Genomic DNA, 18,156 nt, shown 5'->3' with positions numbered 1-18,156 from the left:
CAATTCTGAATTTGGTTGAAAAAATAATACCCTTTCTACATATGCTGCTTTAATCAAGAAAAACGTGCCAGTGCTTTTTGCTGAAGGGATAAAAAAATTTAATTTACAAAATCTTTAAACTTTCACTGCATCCATACAGCAGCTTTCTTTTCCAATCTTCTCGATCATTTACGTGCTCACCATTTTATAACTAGATCGTAACCCGGGCTGAATTCAAATAAAGATGGAAGATTTATTTGATTGAGGGCTTTGAGTAGAAGCATTCCGTAACCAAGAGAACTCTCCTTTATCTAAATGTTCCATAACATTCTCACCCTATATTATAGGTGGGACAAAAAAGACATCTCACCCACATTTAATTATGCTCAATTAATCTCTTTGCTCTTGGTTTTGATCTTGATCAGATTCTGCTTTCGACCGAACTTTTGCATCTGAATCGGAATCAACATGAATATCAATTTCCACTTTTGAGTTGCCGCTATTATTTACTTTTGCAATATTTGTGTTACGATCAATATTTTTTAATTATTCTCTAATTCGTTGTCCGTATCCACATCAACGTCACTTTTAAAATCTACATCAGCTTTTGCCTTTGCGTTCGCACGTTTTTCTGAATCGGAGCGTCTATTCTCTTCTTTGTCTGGATACCATACACTCATTCGTTTCACCACCTTTCTTGCTTTTGTCAATATAGTATTCATAATGAAATAATTTAACTGGTCAAATATTCTAGTGAAAACATGGATTTTTTTCAAAAAGATGCGGCGGGAAAGTTAGAAAGGTCGAAATAAACGAATCACTCATGCAGAACGGCACGAATGGAATTTTTGGAGGCAAGGTGCTGGGCGATACGGAAAAGATTTCGCAACATCATAAATGAGCATTCAAAAGCTGAAGTTCAAAATTCTGAAGTCCATAAATCAGCTGAGGCAACGATTCTTTCATTGCCTAAATATTTGTTTTATATTCATTCTCAGATTTATTTGAATCATCTCGAAGGTTTATCTTCTATAAACTATGGTATAAGCAATCAGACGGCAGCATCCGGAATGCTTATGTTCTATAAAATGGGGCTGTATTCCCCATTTTATAGCTTGAATTTATGAACTAATTCTTGCATTCCTTCTGCCATTGTTGCAAGCATTTTTGCTGAAGAAGTTATTTCCTCCATCGAAGCTAGTTGTTCCTCTGTAGACGCTGCTACTTGTTCGGATGTTGCTGCGTTTTCTTTTGCTATTGTTGTAAGTTCATCCGCTGTAGATGTTATTTCTTCTACTTCCGCTGAGACTTGTTGAGCAATTGAAGAAATATCCTCAATTTGCGGTGCAATATCCTTCATATTTTGAACGATTTGAGCAAATTTTTCAGATGTTTCTTTCGTGATCTCAAGACCATTTTCGACGTTATGTGTTACTTCTGTCATAGCTTTAACAGAGTTTTCTGTATCGCTTTGGATTCTTAAGATTAAATCAGCTATTTGCTTTGCTGATGCCTGAGATTGTTCAGCTAGTTTCCGCACTTCATCGGCTACGACCGCAAAACCATTTCCATGCTCTCCCGCTCTTGCTGCTTCAATTGCCGCATTTAAAGAGAGAAGATTCGAGTAGTTTGCCGAAACAAAATTATATTTTTGTAGAAATTTGAAGGAATTTATCAAATAATACCTCTTACTTAATTGTATAACAAATTTTATAGTGAAAATGGTATAGTTAAAATGAACTATTTTTAAAATTGATAGGCAAAAAGTTTTAATCGTATGTATGACAATTAGCCTGTTAATCACGAGAAATTTAGGATCAATTGATTAGTAACAAGCCAACGTATAATAGTCAGCTTCTTGATTTCTTTATTGGTGAAGACAAAAGACCTATGGAAGGCAGTAAATTTTTCAATTTATTCTCTACATGACAGAAGCTATGACACAAAGCCAACCACTTTTAATAAAAAACAATACAAAAAGCGGACGAAGAAAACTTGTTCTTTTTCTTCCGTCCGCTTTATTTTTGTGGCTTATCGGGGAAAGCTTTTCCAGAATATTGATGATTTACATACAGACGGGGAATGACCTCTGATTATGGACTTATTTTTGTACCACTTAAAATAGAAAAATATACTCTGTTTAAGAAAAGAAAGACAGAGAAAAATGGAACATAAATTTTTGCCTTAACCTTAAGCTTGGTACAGTTATGAATTTTAATCTATACAGGGCATATCCCAATAGAATAAGATGTCTTTCTACATCAGGAACAGTTAAAATAGTTGGACATTATTTTTTTAATGAAAAGCATGTAGCTGCTCTTTGAAAAGAAATAAGAATGGCTCTTCGATGCTTTAACTTATTTCCAATGGTGACGGCACTGGAAAATGAAATGGCTGGTACAGATAAAGCCCTCAACAATTCCTAGGAAGCCGCTCGTAAAACTGCGGAGAATTATTTAAAAAAAGTTGATTTTAGCTGAAAAAATGAACTATTACCCAAGTCAACTTTCCGGAGGACAACAACAGCGCGTGGCAATTGCACAAGAGCTTGCTATGGAACCAAAAGCGATGTTATATGATGAATCGACATCTGCCTTTGATCCCGAATTACATCTTGCAATCTGCGGATAAAAAAAGCCGCCTTAAAGTCATTCTAAAATGACCGTTTAAGACAGCTCGTCGAAAAAATTTTCGTTTACCAATAGTACGGATAACCGCCATAAAATCCTCCGTAATACGGCGGATAAAACGGATATGGCCGCGGTCCTACCAGTGCACTACCTAAAAAGCCGCCGAGCAAGCCGCCAAAAAACGGCGCACCGAAGAAAAAGGGGTTCCGCCCTCCGAAGAAAAAGGGTCTCCTTCCGAAAAATTGACGTTCCGGGTACATTTTCCATACCTCCCGTTGTAACAATTTACATCTCAATATTTTTTATGCATTCGTCACGGCTTTGGTATGGGCATATGTTGGATATCCGGCAAACGTCAAGATTTATTTTAAATAGATGGAAGAAAGAATCCCTCCGCTCTCAGCATTCTAAAGAAGCCTCTATGAAGATACGTCATGATTTTTGGGTTCCGCAAAAATGCCCGTTTCCGGGAGAAAAATGCTTTTGGATAATAGACAGGCGTTATTCCCAGTCTGGAAGCGAACAACGGATATGAAAAGCACCGTGCGGTTTTCCCGTTCCGCTAATGAATCAAAAACGTTGGGGCAGCGACAAACACACCAGCATTCCCTCTCCATAAGCGAATTAGGGAAAAATCTTGGGGCATCTCGTCTTCCCTGTCAGCTAAATTTTTTTTACGATAAAATCGCCCGAAACGAACTTCCCATCCATAGCAAAACACCCTTGAGGAAAGGCGATTGCTGCCTTAAGCCCTTTTTATTGCCTGGCGTCGAATAAATAGGGTAAGATAAATCTAACATCGGTATGAACGAACAGTAATCAAAGGAGGGGCCAACGGATGGAAATCGGCATTTACACATTTGGAGAACGGACGGTTGATCCGGAAACCGGTCAATTGATCAGCCCGGGGGAACGGCTGCAAAACTTGATGGAGGAAATTGAACTAGCCGATCAAGTCGGACTGGATGTGTTCGGCATTGGTGAACATCATCGTCCCGACTACACCGTATCGGCTCCAGCGGTAGTGCTTGCCGCTGCCGGGACCCGCACCAAACGCATTCGGTTGACCAGTGCAGTAAACGTCTTAAGCTCTGACGATCCGGTGAGGGTGTTTCAACAATTTGCCACCTTGGACCTGCTCACTCAAGGCCGCGCTGAAATCATGGTCGGCCGCGGTTCGTTTATCGAATCCTTTCCCCTTTTTGGCTACAACCTGAAAGATTATGACGAGCTTTTTGAAGAAAAGCTTGATCTGCTGCTCAAGCTGCGAGAATCCGAACGGGTCACATGGGCGGGAAAGCATCGTCCGTCGCTGGACAATCTAGGGATCTATCCGCGGCCCCTGCAAAATCCGCTTCCGGTTTGGATAGCCGTTGGAGGAACCCCGGAGTCGGCCGTCCGTGCAGGCATGCTCGGTCTTCCGATGGCACTGGGCATCATCGGTGGTCTGCCCGAACGGTTCGCGCCCTTTGCTCAATTACACCGGGAGGCAGCGCAAAAGGCGGGGCACGAAACGCCACACCTCAGTATCAATTCACATGGTTTTATCGCCGATTCGTCGCAGGAAGCAGCTGACATTGCATTTCCAGCGTTTAAAACGATGATGGATCGGCTGGGACGGGAACGCGGTTGGCCGCCATTGACCCGGGAGCAGTTCGAGTTCTCTCTTTCCTTACGGGGCGCCAATTTTGTCGGCAGCCCTGAGCAGGTGATCGAAAAAATCTTGTTCCAGCATGAAATTTTCGGCCACGATCGCTTCCTTCTGCAATTGACCGTCGGCACGCTGCCGCACAAAAAAGTGTTGCGTGCCATCGAACTGCTGGGTACTAAAGTGGCACCGGCCGTCAAGCGGGAAATTGCCCGCACAAATCGGAAACCGTAACCGATATCCGCTAAAAGAAGCTAGCAGCAAGAAAAGGTTTCGGCTGGGCAACAACTGGTGCTGAATCAATTTAATCGGTGGACCATTTCATACTTGTTTCCGCAAGGATCCTGAAAATAAACCGCATAATAAGTCGGGCTGATCGGGAACTGCCAGGGGCCGCTGTCGATGGTGCCCCCATATCGAACTACAAGCTCTGCAATCCGGTCCACCTCCTCCCGGTCATGCGCCCAAAACCCGATCAAATTCTCGTTTGGCTTATGATTGGGATCTTCCGTGATAGCGAAATAAGGAACGCTCGGAAGCTCTCCCTCCGCTGCAAACACTTTCCATGTTTCCGAATGGAAAGTGCGGGTAAAACCCAATGCAGGAAGAAGATTCTCATAAAACGTGCGCACTTTCTCCCATGAATTTACTCTTAAATCGATATGACTGTATCTATTCATTGCGCCCCTCCAAATAATTTTTAATTTGCTCCAGCTTGTCTGCCCAGAAGCGTCTCATCAATTTGATATTAGGTCAATAAAGTAGACACAAAAATTTATAGATTTTTTTTCGCAGCTACCGCGCTATCGCTTGGTGGCCTTTTAAAAATAATTACGACGTTGTCCTAATTATTTTTAAAGGTAAATTTTCGGGTCTAACTATTCTATTAATATGCTCATTAAGCTCCCTTTTTGTCGTACATACGTTCGTATTCAGATGGTGAAAAATACTCTGTTGCGGAGTGAATACGTTTATTATTGTAAAATATTTCTATATACTCAAATATGCTCTTTTTTGCTTCTTCCCTTGTTTTATAACGAGTCTGATAGATTAGTTCTTTTTTTATTATCCCATGAAATGATTCAATACAAGCGTTGTCATAACAATTTCCTTTGCGGCTCATGCTACATTTCATTCCGTATTCCATTAGCTTAGCTTGATAGTCATTTGAAGCATATTGACTCCCTCGATCAGAATGATGGAGGATAGAACCCTGTGGTTGTTGACGCTGATAGGCTTGCTTTAAAGCACTTAACACTAGCTCCTTTTTCATGGAACAGTCTATATGCCAGCCGACTATTTTCCTTGAATACAAATCCATCATACTAGCTAGATAAAGCCAACCTTCATCCGTTGGAATGTATGTGATATCAGCTACCCATACTTCATTTGGTTTCGTAACAGTAAAATGTTGGTTTAAGACATTTTCGTGGACCGGATGGTTATGTTTTGAGTTAGTGGTAGCCTTATGCTTTTTCACGGTACGAGACTTCATTCCCTCTTTGTTCATTATGCGGGAAACCGTCTTCTGTGAAACCTTAATGCCTTCATGATTAAGCTTTTTGGCAACCTTTGGACTCCCATACAGTTGGCGAGATTCGATATACACACGACGCACTTCCTGCGTCAATTCTTCTCGACGCTCTTGTCTAGCACTTTTGGGACGATCACGCCATTTATAATAACCGCTTCGAGAAACTTTCAATACTTCGCACATCTTCTCCAATCGGTAATCGAAGCGATGCTCATGGATAAATGAATATTTTACCGATGATCTTTCGCGAAGAAGTGCATCGCCTTTTTTAAGATGGAGTTTTCCTCCTCCAGATCCCGAATACGTTTCTTCAGTTCACGAACTTCGTGGTCTTCGGATCGAAACGTTTGGGTTTCTGTTATTTCAGGTTCTTGCTTATATTTTTTCATCCAGCCGTGAAGAGTATTTTCGTTAATTTTGAGCTCACGAGCCACTTGTGCAACGGATTTCGCTTCCTCCAAAATATAACGAACAGTTTGACGCTTAAAGTCTTCCTCGTACCGCCTTTGTTTTTTTGTCATGTAGACACCTCATTTTTCAGTCTATTATTACTATAATAATCTGTGTCTACTTTTTAGTCTAACATCAAAAAGCTTTTCGAAACGTTGTGATGGGCAATAAGCTAGCTGATATTGAAACAAATCCAGGAACCTCCTCAAGACACCTCTGACTGAGACTGAAAATCGAAGGTGGAAACGAACTCGTAAAAGCCGTTCATGGATCTTACGAAGCCTGCGGAAAAGCGAAGATGGGACAAAATAGTTTCCCAGAATTAAACTTGATGTTCTCGATCATCGTAACTGAAAGCGGGTGTGATGTCTTTTTTGAGAAATTAAGTATTTAACTATTTGCGTTGCGATCATGAATGGAGTAATTCCTAAATTAAGCTTGTCAAAAGAAAACCCTTTTGCAGCATGTGCAATATTTCGCACATGATACAAAAGGGTATAAATTGTTAGAATATGTCATGATGAAGAAGCATTATGAAAATGGATATTGACGAGGTTGTTTTTGAACTGAAACCCATTTAACAGTTGTAAATTCATCAATAGCCCATTCGCCGCAGTAACGTCCTAAACCTGAATATTTTTCTCCGCCAAACGGAACATTCGGTTCTACATTGATCGATTGATCGTTTACGTGAATCATACCTGTTTTAATTTTTCTTGCTACATGAATGCCTCGTTCCAATGAGCCAGAGAATACAGCCCCACTTAATCCAAACGGTGTTCCATTTGCCACTTCAATCGCTTCTTCTTCACTATCAACAGGAATGATGACCGCTATTGGGGCAAACACTTCATTTTGCGCAGCTGCCATGTCATTTGTCACATCGCCTAAAATATATGGATAAATTAAGTTTCCTTCCACTTTTCCTTCATGAATTAATGTTGCACCTTCTTTAAGTGTTTGTTCTACTAACTGAATTGCTCGATCCACTTGTTTTTTATTAATAATAGGGCCAATAACTGTGCCATCTTCGGACGGATCCCCAACTTTTATGGCCTTAGTGGCTTCTTTGAATTTTTCAACAAACGGTTTATACAATTTTCGATCGATGATAATCCGATTGATCGCAATACATATTTGACCTGAATGCATATATTTGCCAAATGCTGCTGCAGATACCGCTTGATCAACATCGGCATCGTCAAGTACGATGAAGGCGTTATTTCCACCTAATTCAAGTGCAGGTTTTTTCAGATTTTTCACAGCTAAAGCCCCGACATGCTGTCCTGCTTTTGTTGACCCTGTGAAAGAAATTACTTCAGGAATTGGGTGCTCAACAAAATAATCACCAATTTCTTCAAGATCAGCCACTGTTACATTTAACACCCCTTGCGGAAGCCCGGCTTCTTCAAAAATTTCCGCAATAATGAGTCCGCCTGAAATCGGTGTTTGAGAATCTGGTTTTAGTACTACACCATTTCCTGTTGCAATAGCCGGTGCAACAACACGAATGGTTAAATAGAATGGCCAGTTCCAAGGCGTAATCGCTCCTACTACTCCAATTGGGTCACGATAAACACGGTTTTCTTTCCCTGGAATGAGAGATTCACGAATCGAGCCTTCCATTTGTAACGGATATTTTGCTGCTTCTTTCACATCCGCAATGGCGCAATCCACCTCAACATTTGCTTTTAACTTTGTACTCCCGGATTCTTTCACGAGAATTTCCACAATTTCTTCTCTTTTTTCCTCGATGAGCTGTGCAACTTTTTCTAAAACACGAATACGTTCATATGCGGAAGTTTGTCCCCAGCTCTTTTGCTCTTTTTGTGCAGTTTCGTACGCTTCATTGATATCTTCTTTACTTGCATAGTTAAAGGTGACAAGCACTTCGTTATTATATGGATTTGTCACAACACATTCTCTATTGCTGGAGCCATATTTCCACACACCACCAATAGGCATTTTCTTCCACACAGAAAATTTTTCAACTGCTTTTACTTCAGACATGAACTATTCCTCCTTTTTAAATATTTCGAATATTACAAACAAAAAAGTTCAGCATTATGAAACTTTTAATACCGGTTTAATCGTTATTCCTTTTTCAGAATCTTCACTAGCTTGATTAATTTCTTCCAACGTATAAAATTTAATCAATTTATCAAAAGGAAACTTCCCTTTCTTATATAGGTCGATAAGTTTTGGAATAAAAAGCTGCGGAACGCCTGAACCTAATAATACTCCCGTAAGCGAACGTTCAAATAAAATCGTATTCACATCTAAGCTTACCTCTGTTCCAACTGGAGGAGCTCCGATGACTGCTGCTTTTCCTAATGTGGCCAAACAATCTACCGCTTGACGCAGCACAGCAGGAATGCTCGTTGTTTCGACAGAATAGTTAACGCCTTCTCCACCTGTAATGGCTTTAATTTCTTCCACCACATTAGAAACGTTTTTAGGATTGATCGTATGAGTGGCACCTAATTCTTTCGCCAACTGTAACCGATTATCTTGAAGATCAACCGCAATAATGGTTGTACAATTCGCCACTTTTGCAGCCATAAGTGCACTCAAACCAACAGAGCCACAACCGAAAATAACAATGCTTGAACCTTCTTCTGGTTTCAATTTATTTAAAACCGCTCCACTTCCCGTTTGAATACCGCATCCTAATGGTCCTAAAATTTCAAGCGGTACATCTTTGGGAACTTTTACAACATTTCTTTCTGAAGCAACCGCATATTGCGAAAAGCTGGATTGTCCAAAAAAGTTGGCGATATCTTGATGGTCTTTATGCAAGCGGCATGTTCCGTCTTTCATTTTTCCTGAAAAGTTTAATTCAAAAAACTTTTGACAAGCATAAGGATTGCCTGATAAACATTGCGCACATTCTCCACATGAGCTAAACGATAAAACAACATGGTCACCAGGTTGGACACTTGTTACACCATTTCCGACTTTCTCAACAACTCCAGCCCCTTCATGTCCTAATACGGCCGGGAGTGGAACAGGATAGTATTGATCGCGGACGATTAAATCCGTATGACAAATCCCCACAGCTTTAATACGGACTAAAACTTCGCCATCTTTCGGCTCATCAATCGTGATCGTGTCAATTTTGAAAGGCTCTCCTTTTCCATAAGTAACAGCAGCTTTTGTTAACACCGGCAGTCCCTCCTAATAAAATATTTTGTAAACGCTTTCTTTAAATTTAATATAAATTCGAGATATTTGTTTTAAAAATTTTATTATTTTATCTTTAAATTTTTGTTTTTCATTCATTTTCTTTTAGTTCTAAAAATCGTTCCATTAATTCTTTAAATCCCTTAATTGAAATTTCGTTTTTGTAAATAAAATCACGCGTGATATTAGTATTCCATGGTCACATCTAAGTTAAATTCATATAATTTAAATTTAATACCGAACAATCCGCTCAATCATCATGATAATAATTTGTAAAACAAAAAGGCACCTCAAGTTTTCACTATCCTCTGAGATGCCTTAACAATATGCTATTGTTATTATAATGGATAATCTTGTAAAACAAATATCCATTGCACAAATACACCTTATTTAAACTCCAATCTTTGATTGTTGACAGTTTACTTTGTTAATCACATAAGAAGTTTATCGCTTCAACTTTGGAAGCGGGGGGAATTACTGGAATTTTTCTAAGAGTTCACTCCATAATCACTGAGTGAGCTTTTACACAAATGATTTATTTAGATTTTAACACTTCTTTTAATAAATCAATGGCATGTTCATCGGTTAGATCGTTTGTACCAAGCTCGCTGCGGAAGGCTTTGTTTAGGATAGATTGACGTAGTGAATCTATTTCTCCTTCTAATGCCTCTATTTTACTAATTTCGACTTCTTTAACATGCAAATGATCCAATAACTCAACAATTTTGTCTTGTTCTGCTTTTGGTGGCAATGGAAATAAATAATTCTCTAAAAATGATTTAGGTACACGTTGTTGACCTACTGCTCCTGTCATTTCCTTTTTAGCTTCCATCCTAAATTTTTTAGATCGGAGTAAGTAATATATTAACTTAGTGTTAATATAAGGGTTTGTTCTAATCACGTGAAACTCAGTTGATCCAAATCCAAAACCATTTATTAAATTATGAGCAATGGCAGTTTTTCCATTTTCCATACATGGAGTTATTTTGGCAAAAAGAATGTCATTCTCAAGGAAAAATGTATAACCTTTCTTGACTTCAGCATACTTCCTAATCTCTGGATTTTCTATTTCACCTGTTTTATCATTTACAGAAGGCATAGGAATAAATGAGCAACTTTGAATATCTTCAATATCCTCTAATTTCTTCCTAGCTGGGTTAATATCGACAATATCACCTAATCTAACCCATCTCCAATTTTGAGGGATTGGAAAAGGTGGATTAATTTCGTATTCATCTCTTTTGTTCTTTTTTTTATAGACATTTTGAATTTCTTTAAAAATATCATCAGCACTTTTAATGATTGAGCTCTTAGACCGCCATTTTTTAGTTAACTCTCCTCGAAATGCCTTGTCTAAAATGCTTTCCCAGCGAAGTTCAAACGACCCTTTCACTTCCTCAATCAACCGCTTCGCTTCATCAATTTTCACAAAAAGCCTCTCGACCTTCTCAGCAATGCGTTTTTGTTCGTTTAATGGCGGAAGCGCAAATGGAAGTTTAGACATTTTACTTTTATTTATTATGGATACGGTTGTAGATGAAGAAGATTTCAATAATAAATTTTGATAAGTAGAACTTAATGAAAAATAGTATGTGTATTTCGGATAAATTACTTTTTTATTCGGAATTAGAGAATTTATTTGTTGATTTGTAGTACATTCTACTAAATTAAATCCAGTCTTTCCAATCGAACCTATACAACAAACTAATGTTGAGTGTTTTGGAATTATTCTACTTACCTCTTTACCTTTATCAGTAAGATATTCAGAAGCTACTATCACCGAATCTTCCTGATCTAAATCTCCGGGTTTAACAAATGGAAAGTTTCCACCATAATACTCATTATTTTTTTTAGATGGAGTAGCCCCAGTTACTATTTCATGTATAATACCAGTTCTAGTCCAAACCCAATTTTTTGGAACTATATAAGGCTGTTCTTCTTCCGGCACTAATGCTTCTTCTAGTAGTTCTTCTATCGATTTTTGTTTCTTTTTGCTCATTTTTCAAGCACCTCAGATGTTTCTGCGACTTTTAGCATTTCTTTAGAATCTGTTTGGTAGGTGTTCGGTTGTTCGACAGCTTTTAACTCGGCAATGACTTCGTTTAGTAACGAAATCGCTAGTTCTAATTTTTCCACCGCTTCTTCTGCAGATTCGATTGGGTCTGGCAGGTTTTCGTAGACGGACAAGGATTCATCAGCAATTAAACCAATATCCAAGCTGTCACCTTTTTTCGCAATTTCTTCACGTGTGAACACATTCCAGCGCTCGTCTTTGACTTGGCTGCGATCTTCTGCCGTATAAGCCTTGATAAATCCTTCAAAATGTTCTTTCGTTAGCGGATTCCGTTTGCCGAAGGAAGGCATGTTCGTGCGTAAATCGTACACCCATACTTCTTTTGTGTTGCCGACATCTGATGTCCCGCGGTTGAAGAATAAAACGTTCGTTTTCACTCCTTGGGCATAGAAAATGCCAGTTGGCAAGCGTAAAATTGTATGTAAATTACACTTATCCATTAAGTCGCGGCGAATGTCGGCTCCTACCCCGCCTTCAAACAAGACGTTATCTGGAAGGACAACCGCGGCACGAGCTTTGCCGTTTGCCTTGAGAGCGCGGTAAATATGCTGCAAGAAATTCAACTGTTTGTTCGATGTTGTAAAGGTGAAGTCAGTTCGTGTTGCCCGCTCGCCGCCTTTTTTTGTTCCAAAAGGCGGATTCGTTAAAATCACATCAAAATTTTTCAAACTTTCACCTAGTGAAGAGAGGGTATCGCCTAACAAGATTTCCCCATGAATATCATGAAGCAACGCATTCATGACCGCTAGACGATGCGTGTCTCTGACAAGCTCTACTCCTGAGAATGCCTTGTATTTTTGAAATTCGATTTCTTCTTGAGATAAGTCAAAATAATCATCGGTTTGTTTACGAACATGGCGATCTGCCGCGATCATAAAGCCGAATGTTCCCGCAGTAGGGTCATGGCAGCGTTCGCCCGGCTGAGGATTGACAAGTTCGACAATAACATCAATAAGGACGCGAGGCGTAAAATATTGCCCCGCTCCCGATTTCACTTCGCTCGCGTTTTTTTCTAACAGCCCTTCGTATAAATCCCCTAATCCTTCTTGCTTCGCATTGTACCAATCTAAGTTATTGGTCGATTGAATAATTTTTTCTAGGTTCTTTGGTTCTCTAATATTAGATGTCGCATCTGTATAAATTTGTTTTAATAATTCATTTTCCTCTTTTCCTAAATCAAGCAACAGCTGTTGATAATGCTCTTTAAGTTCGATCCCGTCTTTTTCTACTAACGAATCCCAACGATATTTTTCAGGAATCATATATTCTTGACCGGTTTCTTTCATCATTTTTAAGAACAGCAAATACGTTAGCTCTGTCACATATTGGTGATACGTAATGCCGTCATCACGAAGAACGTTACATAAATTCCATAGTTTTTGGACGATTTCTCTGTTGTTCATCTACGCTTGCTCCTTCTTTTGGTGATAGTTATACAAATTATAATTAATTTCGCGAACAATTTGTGCTAATTGTCCATCGAAAATTTGATTTAATTGTTTAAAGCCTCCACGGCTCTTAAAAGGTTCATATTCAAAAGCCTTTTCAGGGTCCGGATGAAGAACAGATTCTTGCAGTAATTGCTTTTCAATACGTTCCAGCCATTTCTTTTGCACAGGCGGCCACGCTTTCATTTGGTAAATTTTCTTCATGGCGTGTTTAATTCGTTCTTCATGACTAATAAGCGGATCGCCTAAAGCCTGCTGGCGGATGAAGGCGATGATGTCCGCTGCGATGTCTTCATTTTTCGCCTCGCGCCAAGCTGCTTGTAATTTTTTCTCGGAAAAACCTTTCTGGTCCAATTCAAGCAACAATTTTTTTAACTCTTCTCTCGTTAATTCAGTTGGACGTTGACATACAATCATTAGCGCAGGGATTTTGTTCATATTGTTTCGGATAAACTCTCCAAATGATTGTAAATAATCATCCGGTTTTTCCGCATTTCCATATCCGCGTTTAACTCCAATAAGTTCATCTTCATGCGTGGAAATATATTGTTTATTTTCCCGATAGCGATTTTCATCCATATAACGGAACATCGATATATACTCTTTTAATTGCCCAGTTAATTCAGCAGGATTCAAGTTTTTTACCCAATCTATAAATTCATCAACTGTTTTTCCACCAGATAATACTTTAAAGTCTTGGTGCTGCTTATCTGACCATTGGCGTTTTTTTCGTTGGATTTTGGCTATAATTTGTTCTTGTTGATGCTGAAGGTGTTCTTCTTTTTCTAAACCTTCTAATTCTTCTACTAATTGAGTCAGTGAAATATTTGGTCGAGTGACAACAGGCTTCATGCTTGTATATGGTTTTAAAGACTCATAGATTCCAACCGCATCGAAAATATTAAAGTGATCTTTTCGGATTTCTTCACATCTTCTCGTTGCTCGTCCTAGCATTTGCTCATAAAGAATCCGCGAGCGAACGCGGCGCAAGAAGACGAGATTTGTAATTGCTGGAACATCGACACCTGTCGTTAGCAAATCCACCGTCACAACAATAGTTGGATATTTTTCATTTTTAAAGCGTCGAATCGCACCTGATGGATCTTTAATAGAGCCTGTAATTTTCATAATCGCATTGTCTTCGACTTCACCGTATACTTTTTCAAATTCTTCTTTTAAAAGACGTACGACTAAGTCTGCGTGATCATCTGTCGCTGCAAATATCAATGTTTTGCCTTCATCGTCCGGAGAAATATAATTCGTCAACTCTCGTATAATAACACGATTAAAGCTTTCTGTGATAACTTTTGTATTAAAATGTGCAACCTCAATATTCACTTCATCTTCAAGGTACTCTTGTGAAATTGTGCCGGAAACCGTATCATATACGTCGACTGTTTCACCTTTGGCCCAAGTGATTCCTTCCTTTTTTAATACCGTTTCAAATTGATACGGTGGTTCATGGTCGACTAAATATCCATCGACGACTGCTTCACGATAAGAATAAGTGAAAACCGGTGGTCCAAAAATTTCTGTTGTATGCAGCGCAGGAGTTGCTGTTAAACCGATGCGAACGGCATCAAAGTAATCAAGTACTTTTCGATATTTACTTACATAGTCATTGTGATCTCTTATTTCAATTTCTATGTTATTCATCTCTTTATCTAGTGTATAGCCTCGATGGGCTTCATCGACAATAATGCAATCATATTGATCAATCGATGGTATGTCTTCTGTTTTCTCGTTGTAGAAAATGCGTTTTAACATTCCTTGTACGGTAGCGATATGTACTTTCGTTTCATCATCTGGTTTTTGATCGTATAACGATTGTAAGCTATAAATTTGAGTGAACGTTTGGAAATTTTCCAGCTTACTTTCTTTAAAAGCGCTTTCCGCTTGTTCTCCAAGAGCTTTTCGGTCGACAAGGAATAATATACGATTAAAACGCTTTGCTTTGAGCAATCGGTAAATGAGACCAATCGCCATTCTTGTTTTTCCTGTTCCGGTTGCCATTGCGATTAAAATGCTGCGTTTTTTCTCTTTCAATGCTTTTTCGACCGCTTGAATGGCTTTGACTTGATAGTCTCGTAATTTAAGATAATCAAATTTTTCATCACGCAAAAATTGTTCCGAACGTTCTGTATCTTTTTTTAATAGATTTTTCAGTCCTTGAGGAGTGTACCATCCATGAAGTGGTCGGGGGTGATTCGTTGATTTCCGCGCATCTAAAAACCAAATGCCTGACTTTTGTTCTAGCTGTTTTAAAAAGGGGCGGCCATTGGTTGCGAACAAAAATGGAACATAGTAATCTCCCCATGGCTCATGGATCACTTCATGACCATGCCGAACAACAAGTTTTGCATATTCTTTTGCTTGCTCAATGTCAGATGGGATATCTTTACTAGCACGTTTCGCTTCAATGATCCCTACTAGCTCGTTGCCAATAAATAAAGCATAATCAGCGTAACCATGTTTTAAAGGCCACTCCGCAATCGCCATGTTTTTTCCTTTTTCCGGACGAACTCCTTTTGAGAAACGCAGCTTTTCTGAATCAGCCTCCCAGCCAGCATCACGCAATTGCTGATCAATAAGAATACGGGTTTCTGCTTCCGTCAATTCAAAGTTGGCAACGGCGCGTTGTGAGTACTCACGTCGTTTTTGTTTCTCTTCATTGCTAATATATAGCTGTTCTTTGCGTATCTTCTCAAGCTCTGTTTCCAAATGAGCAAGCTTTTCTTCGTATGACTTAACTACATGGTTCAATTCATCTTCTGATATAGATGTTTGCGGTGTCGGTTCGATATATTCTGGAGCTTGAAATGACCAATCGCCATACACTTCCATAAACCAAACCGCAATTCGAAACGCCATATGCAATAAAGCTTTTGCCTCATTTACTTCACCATAGCTCGGATTATGTACCGCTTGATTCCCTTTCAAACGAATGACCGTAAATAAGTCATATATTTCCTTCGGCAGAATTTGCTCATAAAAAAGAATTCTCAGACGCTCCTGTTGATCAGTTCTGCGTTCTTCCTTTATTTCTTCTAACGCTAAAATATATTTTGTTATAGTTTCAGCAAATTTTCTAAGCTCACTTATCGCCACATTTGGATTTTGATAGACATTTCGTTCTGCCGTTTCCCCAACACGGGCGAGAACTTCCCATTTTTCTTCTAAAAAGCGAAAATTTTGCGACATATACACACCTCACCCATAAGAACATGTATATAGTGCTATTTTATCATAAATTTTACAATATATATTATTTCCAGTCATACATCTATTTAATAGAGTTGAGTCCGTATAATTGTGTAAAAATGAATGGGTCTAAAAATACTAGACAATTTCAAATCCGATCCTTTCAGATGCTTGAGCTTGGATGATGTATTAAAATTTTGTGTCAAGCATTTGGCTAGACCAAAAGAAAAAGGTAGGGTATTCTCTGATTTGGCCAAAAATCTTAGAGAAAGGAGAACCCTACCTATGTCTAAAAGTATACCGAATGTAGACTGGCTCAATCAACTGGAAAACGCCATTCGTCAGTTTGTAAAGGAAAAATTAGAGTTGATCATGAAGGAAGAAATTCAGAGTTTCCTCGAAATTGAACAGATGGGAACATCGAATAGAAGAAACGGCTATTACCATCGAAACCTAGATACGCAGTATGGTCGTATCGAAGGCCTTTCTGTTCCAAGAGACCGAAACGGGGAATTTCAAACGCAGTTGTTCACCCCTTACCAACGCCATACCGGCTGGCTCGAGGAAGCCTTCATCAAAATGTATCAAAGTGGGATGAGTACGCGTGAAATTGGCAAGTTTATTGAACGAATTTTAGGAAATGCCTACTCACCAACAACGATTAGTCATATCACGGATGTGGTAAAGGAAGACATTGCGAAATGGCACACACGTCCTCTACAAAAGCGATATTCGGTCTTATATTTGGATGGGTTGTACGTGAAACTTCGTCGAGATACGGTAGAAAAAGAGGTCATTTATGTCGTGTTAGGTGTAAACGAAGAAGGGTATCGTGAAATTCTCGACTTCTTCGTAGGAGGACAAGAAAGTGCTTATGTATGGCAAGAAATTCTTCAAAACCTCTACAAAAGAGGCGTCAAGGAAGTACTTCTAGGCGTATTCGATGGACTACCGGGTTTAGAGGAAGCCTTTAAGACGGTTTATCCGAAAGCCGATGTGCAGCGCTGTGTCGTTCACAAAGTACGTAATACCTTAAATCGTGTTCGGAAAAAAGATCAATTTGAAGTGGCAGAGGATCTCAAACTGATTTATCGCGCACCGAATAAGGAGATGGCGTTACAGATGTTTCAACAGTTTGAGTCGAAATGGTCCAGCAAGTATCCGAGAGAAGTTCAATCTTGGGCCAATGAGTTGGATGTCCTCCTTACATTTATGGATTATCCAAGCAGTATTCGAAGTTTGATTTACACGACCAATGCCATTGAACGAACGATCAAAGAGATTCGGAAACGTCTAAAGCCGATGAACAGTTTGAGTAGTTTAGAAGCCGCTGAAAAAGTCGTGTATTTGACCATCCAAGATTTTAATGAGAAATGGGCAGGGCGAAAGTTGCGAGGATTTGCCGAAGCACATGAAGCCCTTCAACGAATGTTTGAAGAACGTTACAATTAACCAAATAATGTAAATCAATGAGATAAGGGGGATTCTCTCTTTCCACACAGGAGACTGAATATTCAGTCTCCTGTGTGGAGGAAATATCCCTCTCTATATCTAAATCCATTTCAGAGATACCCTATCTATCCTACATTACACAAAATTCTTGACAGTACCTGAGCTTGTAAAGTCTGGTTTATTTTAACCGCAAATTTTTTGAATTTCCTTGAAGGAGTTGATGCAACATTTCTAAATCTAGGTTAATCTTGTTTTGGTACATTCAAATCTTTTCTCCATTAGAGTTTGGCGGTCCAACTTAATGGCAACTGAGTGTTTTTATTTCCTTTGGTACATTTTCTTTTGCTGGCATTGGTATTGAATTGTAACTTATTAAACATATATGATAACTTCTTACAATCATCGCATTTATAGAAACCATCCAAAATTTCTTTCAATTAATAACCCCCTCTAGCTTTATATGAGTATAGGAAGAGCTTCCACGGCAATATTAGAGCAGCTGCAAAATAATTCGCTTGTCTTTCCATTTCAACATAGGAATTATGGACCACTTGCAC

The 18,156-nt window shown here is 39.0% G+C and carries 12 protein-coding genes and 2 pseudogenes; 3 read left to right on the top strand and 11 right to left on the bottom strand.

Features of this window, described 5'->3' with window-relative positions:
- Positions 1–521: 521 nt before the first annotated feature.
- Together ACVIJU_RS06655 and ACVIJU_RS06650 are read right to left on the bottom strand one after the other, a co-directional pair.
- A complete protein-coding gene (locus tag ACVIJU_RS06655; RefSeq protein WP_311067083.1) occupies positions 522–659 on the bottom strand; it encodes a hypothetical protein in 138 nt (45 codons plus the stop codon).
- A gap of 428 nt (positions 660–1,087) precedes the next feature.
- Positions 1,088–1,612: pseudogene (locus ACVIJU_RS06650) on the bottom strand (methyl-accepting chemotaxis protein); the annotation flags it as partial.
- An 860-nt stretch (positions 1,613–2,472) separates the two neighbouring features.
- Here ACVIJU_RS06650 and ACVIJU_RS06645 point away from each other — a divergent pair.
- Positions 2,473–2,589, top strand: a pseudogene (locus ACVIJU_RS06645) (ATP-binding cassette domain-containing protein); the annotation flags it as partial.
- A gap of 85 nt (positions 2,590–2,674) precedes the next feature.
- On the opposite strand, the gene ACVIJU_RS06640 reads toward ACVIJU_RS06645, so the two are convergent.
- Positions 2,675–2,869, bottom strand: a complete 195-nt coding sequence (locus tag ACVIJU_RS06640) for a hypothetical protein (protein WP_063386410.1) — start codon at positions 2,867–2,869, stop codon at positions 2,675–2,677.
- Between the two features lie 578 nt (positions 2,870–3,447).
- Here ACVIJU_RS06640 and ACVIJU_RS06635 point away from each other — a divergent pair.
- Positions 3,448–4,491: an LLM class flavin-dependent oxidoreductase gene (locus tag ACVIJU_RS06635; RefSeq protein WP_456687415.1), complete on the top strand. Its 1,044-nt coding sequence runs from the start codon at positions 3,448–3,450 to the stop codon at positions 4,489–4,491.
- 65 nt (positions 4,492–4,556) lie between these two features.
- Here ACVIJU_RS06635 and ACVIJU_RS06630 read toward each other — a convergent pair whose 3' ends face one another.
- From ACVIJU_RS06630 to hsdR, 7 genes are all read right to left on the bottom strand, one after another.
- Positions 4,557–4,937, bottom strand: a complete 381-nt coding sequence (locus ACVIJU_RS06630) for a VOC family protein (RefSeq protein ID WP_117017351.1) — start codon at positions 4,935–4,937, stop codon at positions 4,557–4,559.
- A gap of 218 nt (positions 4,938–5,155) precedes the next feature.
- Positions 5,156–6,312 (bottom strand): IS3 family transposase gene (locus ACVIJU_RS06625; RefSeq protein ID WP_456687414.1). Its coding sequence is split into 2 segments (ribosomal slippage): positions 5,156–6,051 and positions 6,051–6,312, totalling 1,158 coding nucleotides; the frame shifts between segments, so codons are not numbered across the junction.
- A 460-nt stretch (positions 6,313–6,772) separates the two neighbouring features.
- On the bottom strand, positions 6,773–8,251 hold the full coding sequence (locus tag ACVIJU_RS06620; protein WP_117017590.1) for an aldehyde dehydrogenase family protein: 1,479 nt from the start codon (positions 8,249–8,251) through the stop codon (positions 6,773–6,775).
- A 54-nt stretch (positions 8,252–8,305) separates the two neighbouring features.
- Positions 8,306–9,406 carry an NAD(P)-dependent alcohol dehydrogenase gene (locus ACVIJU_RS06615; protein WP_311067074.1) on the bottom strand — a complete coding sequence of 367 codons (1,101 nt, stop codon included), beginning with the start codon at positions 9,404–9,406 and terminating at the stop codon, positions 8,306–8,308.
- Between the two features lie 553 nt (positions 9,407–9,959).
- The gene (locus ACVIJU_RS06610; RefSeq protein ID WP_456687413.1) at positions 9,960–11,423 is read right to left on the bottom strand and encodes a restriction endonuclease subunit S; all 1,464 of its coding nucleotides are present in this window, start codon (positions 11,421–11,423) and stop codon (positions 9,960–9,962) included.
- A complete protein-coding gene (locus ACVIJU_RS06605) occupies positions 11,420–12,901 on the bottom strand; it encodes an N-6 DNA methylase (protein ID WP_456687412.1) in 1,482 nt (493 codons plus the stop codon). The genes ACVIJU_RS06610 and ACVIJU_RS06605 overlap by 4 nt, the downstream gene beginning before the upstream one ends.
- Positions 12,902–16,147, bottom strand: coding sequence for a type I restriction-modification system endonuclease (gene hsdR, locus ACVIJU_RS06600; protein ID WP_456687411.1), 3,246 nt, complete (start codon positions 16,145–16,147; stop codon positions 12,902–12,904). It abuts the gene before it with no gap.
- Between the two features lie 285 nt (positions 16,148–16,432).
- Here hsdR and ACVIJU_RS06595 point away from each other — a divergent pair, with 285 nt between their 5' ends.
- Positions 16,433–17,599, top strand: coding sequence for an IS256 family transposase (locus ACVIJU_RS06595; protein WP_456687410.1), 1,167 nt, complete (start codon positions 16,433–16,435; stop codon positions 17,597–17,599).
- Positions 17,600–18,036: 437 nt separating this feature from the next.
- Here the strand turns inward: ACVIJU_RS06595 and ACVIJU_RS06590 are convergent, their stop codons facing one another.
- A complete protein-coding gene (locus tag ACVIJU_RS06590; RefSeq protein WP_456687922.1) occupies positions 18,037–18,126 on the bottom strand; it encodes a hypothetical protein in 90 nt (29 codons plus the stop codon).
- Positions 18,127–18,156: the final 30 nt, after the last annotated feature.

Source organism: Aeribacillus sp. SP014, assembly GCF_054055575.1.
This window is presented reverse-complemented; position numbering and strand designations above follow the sequence as displayed.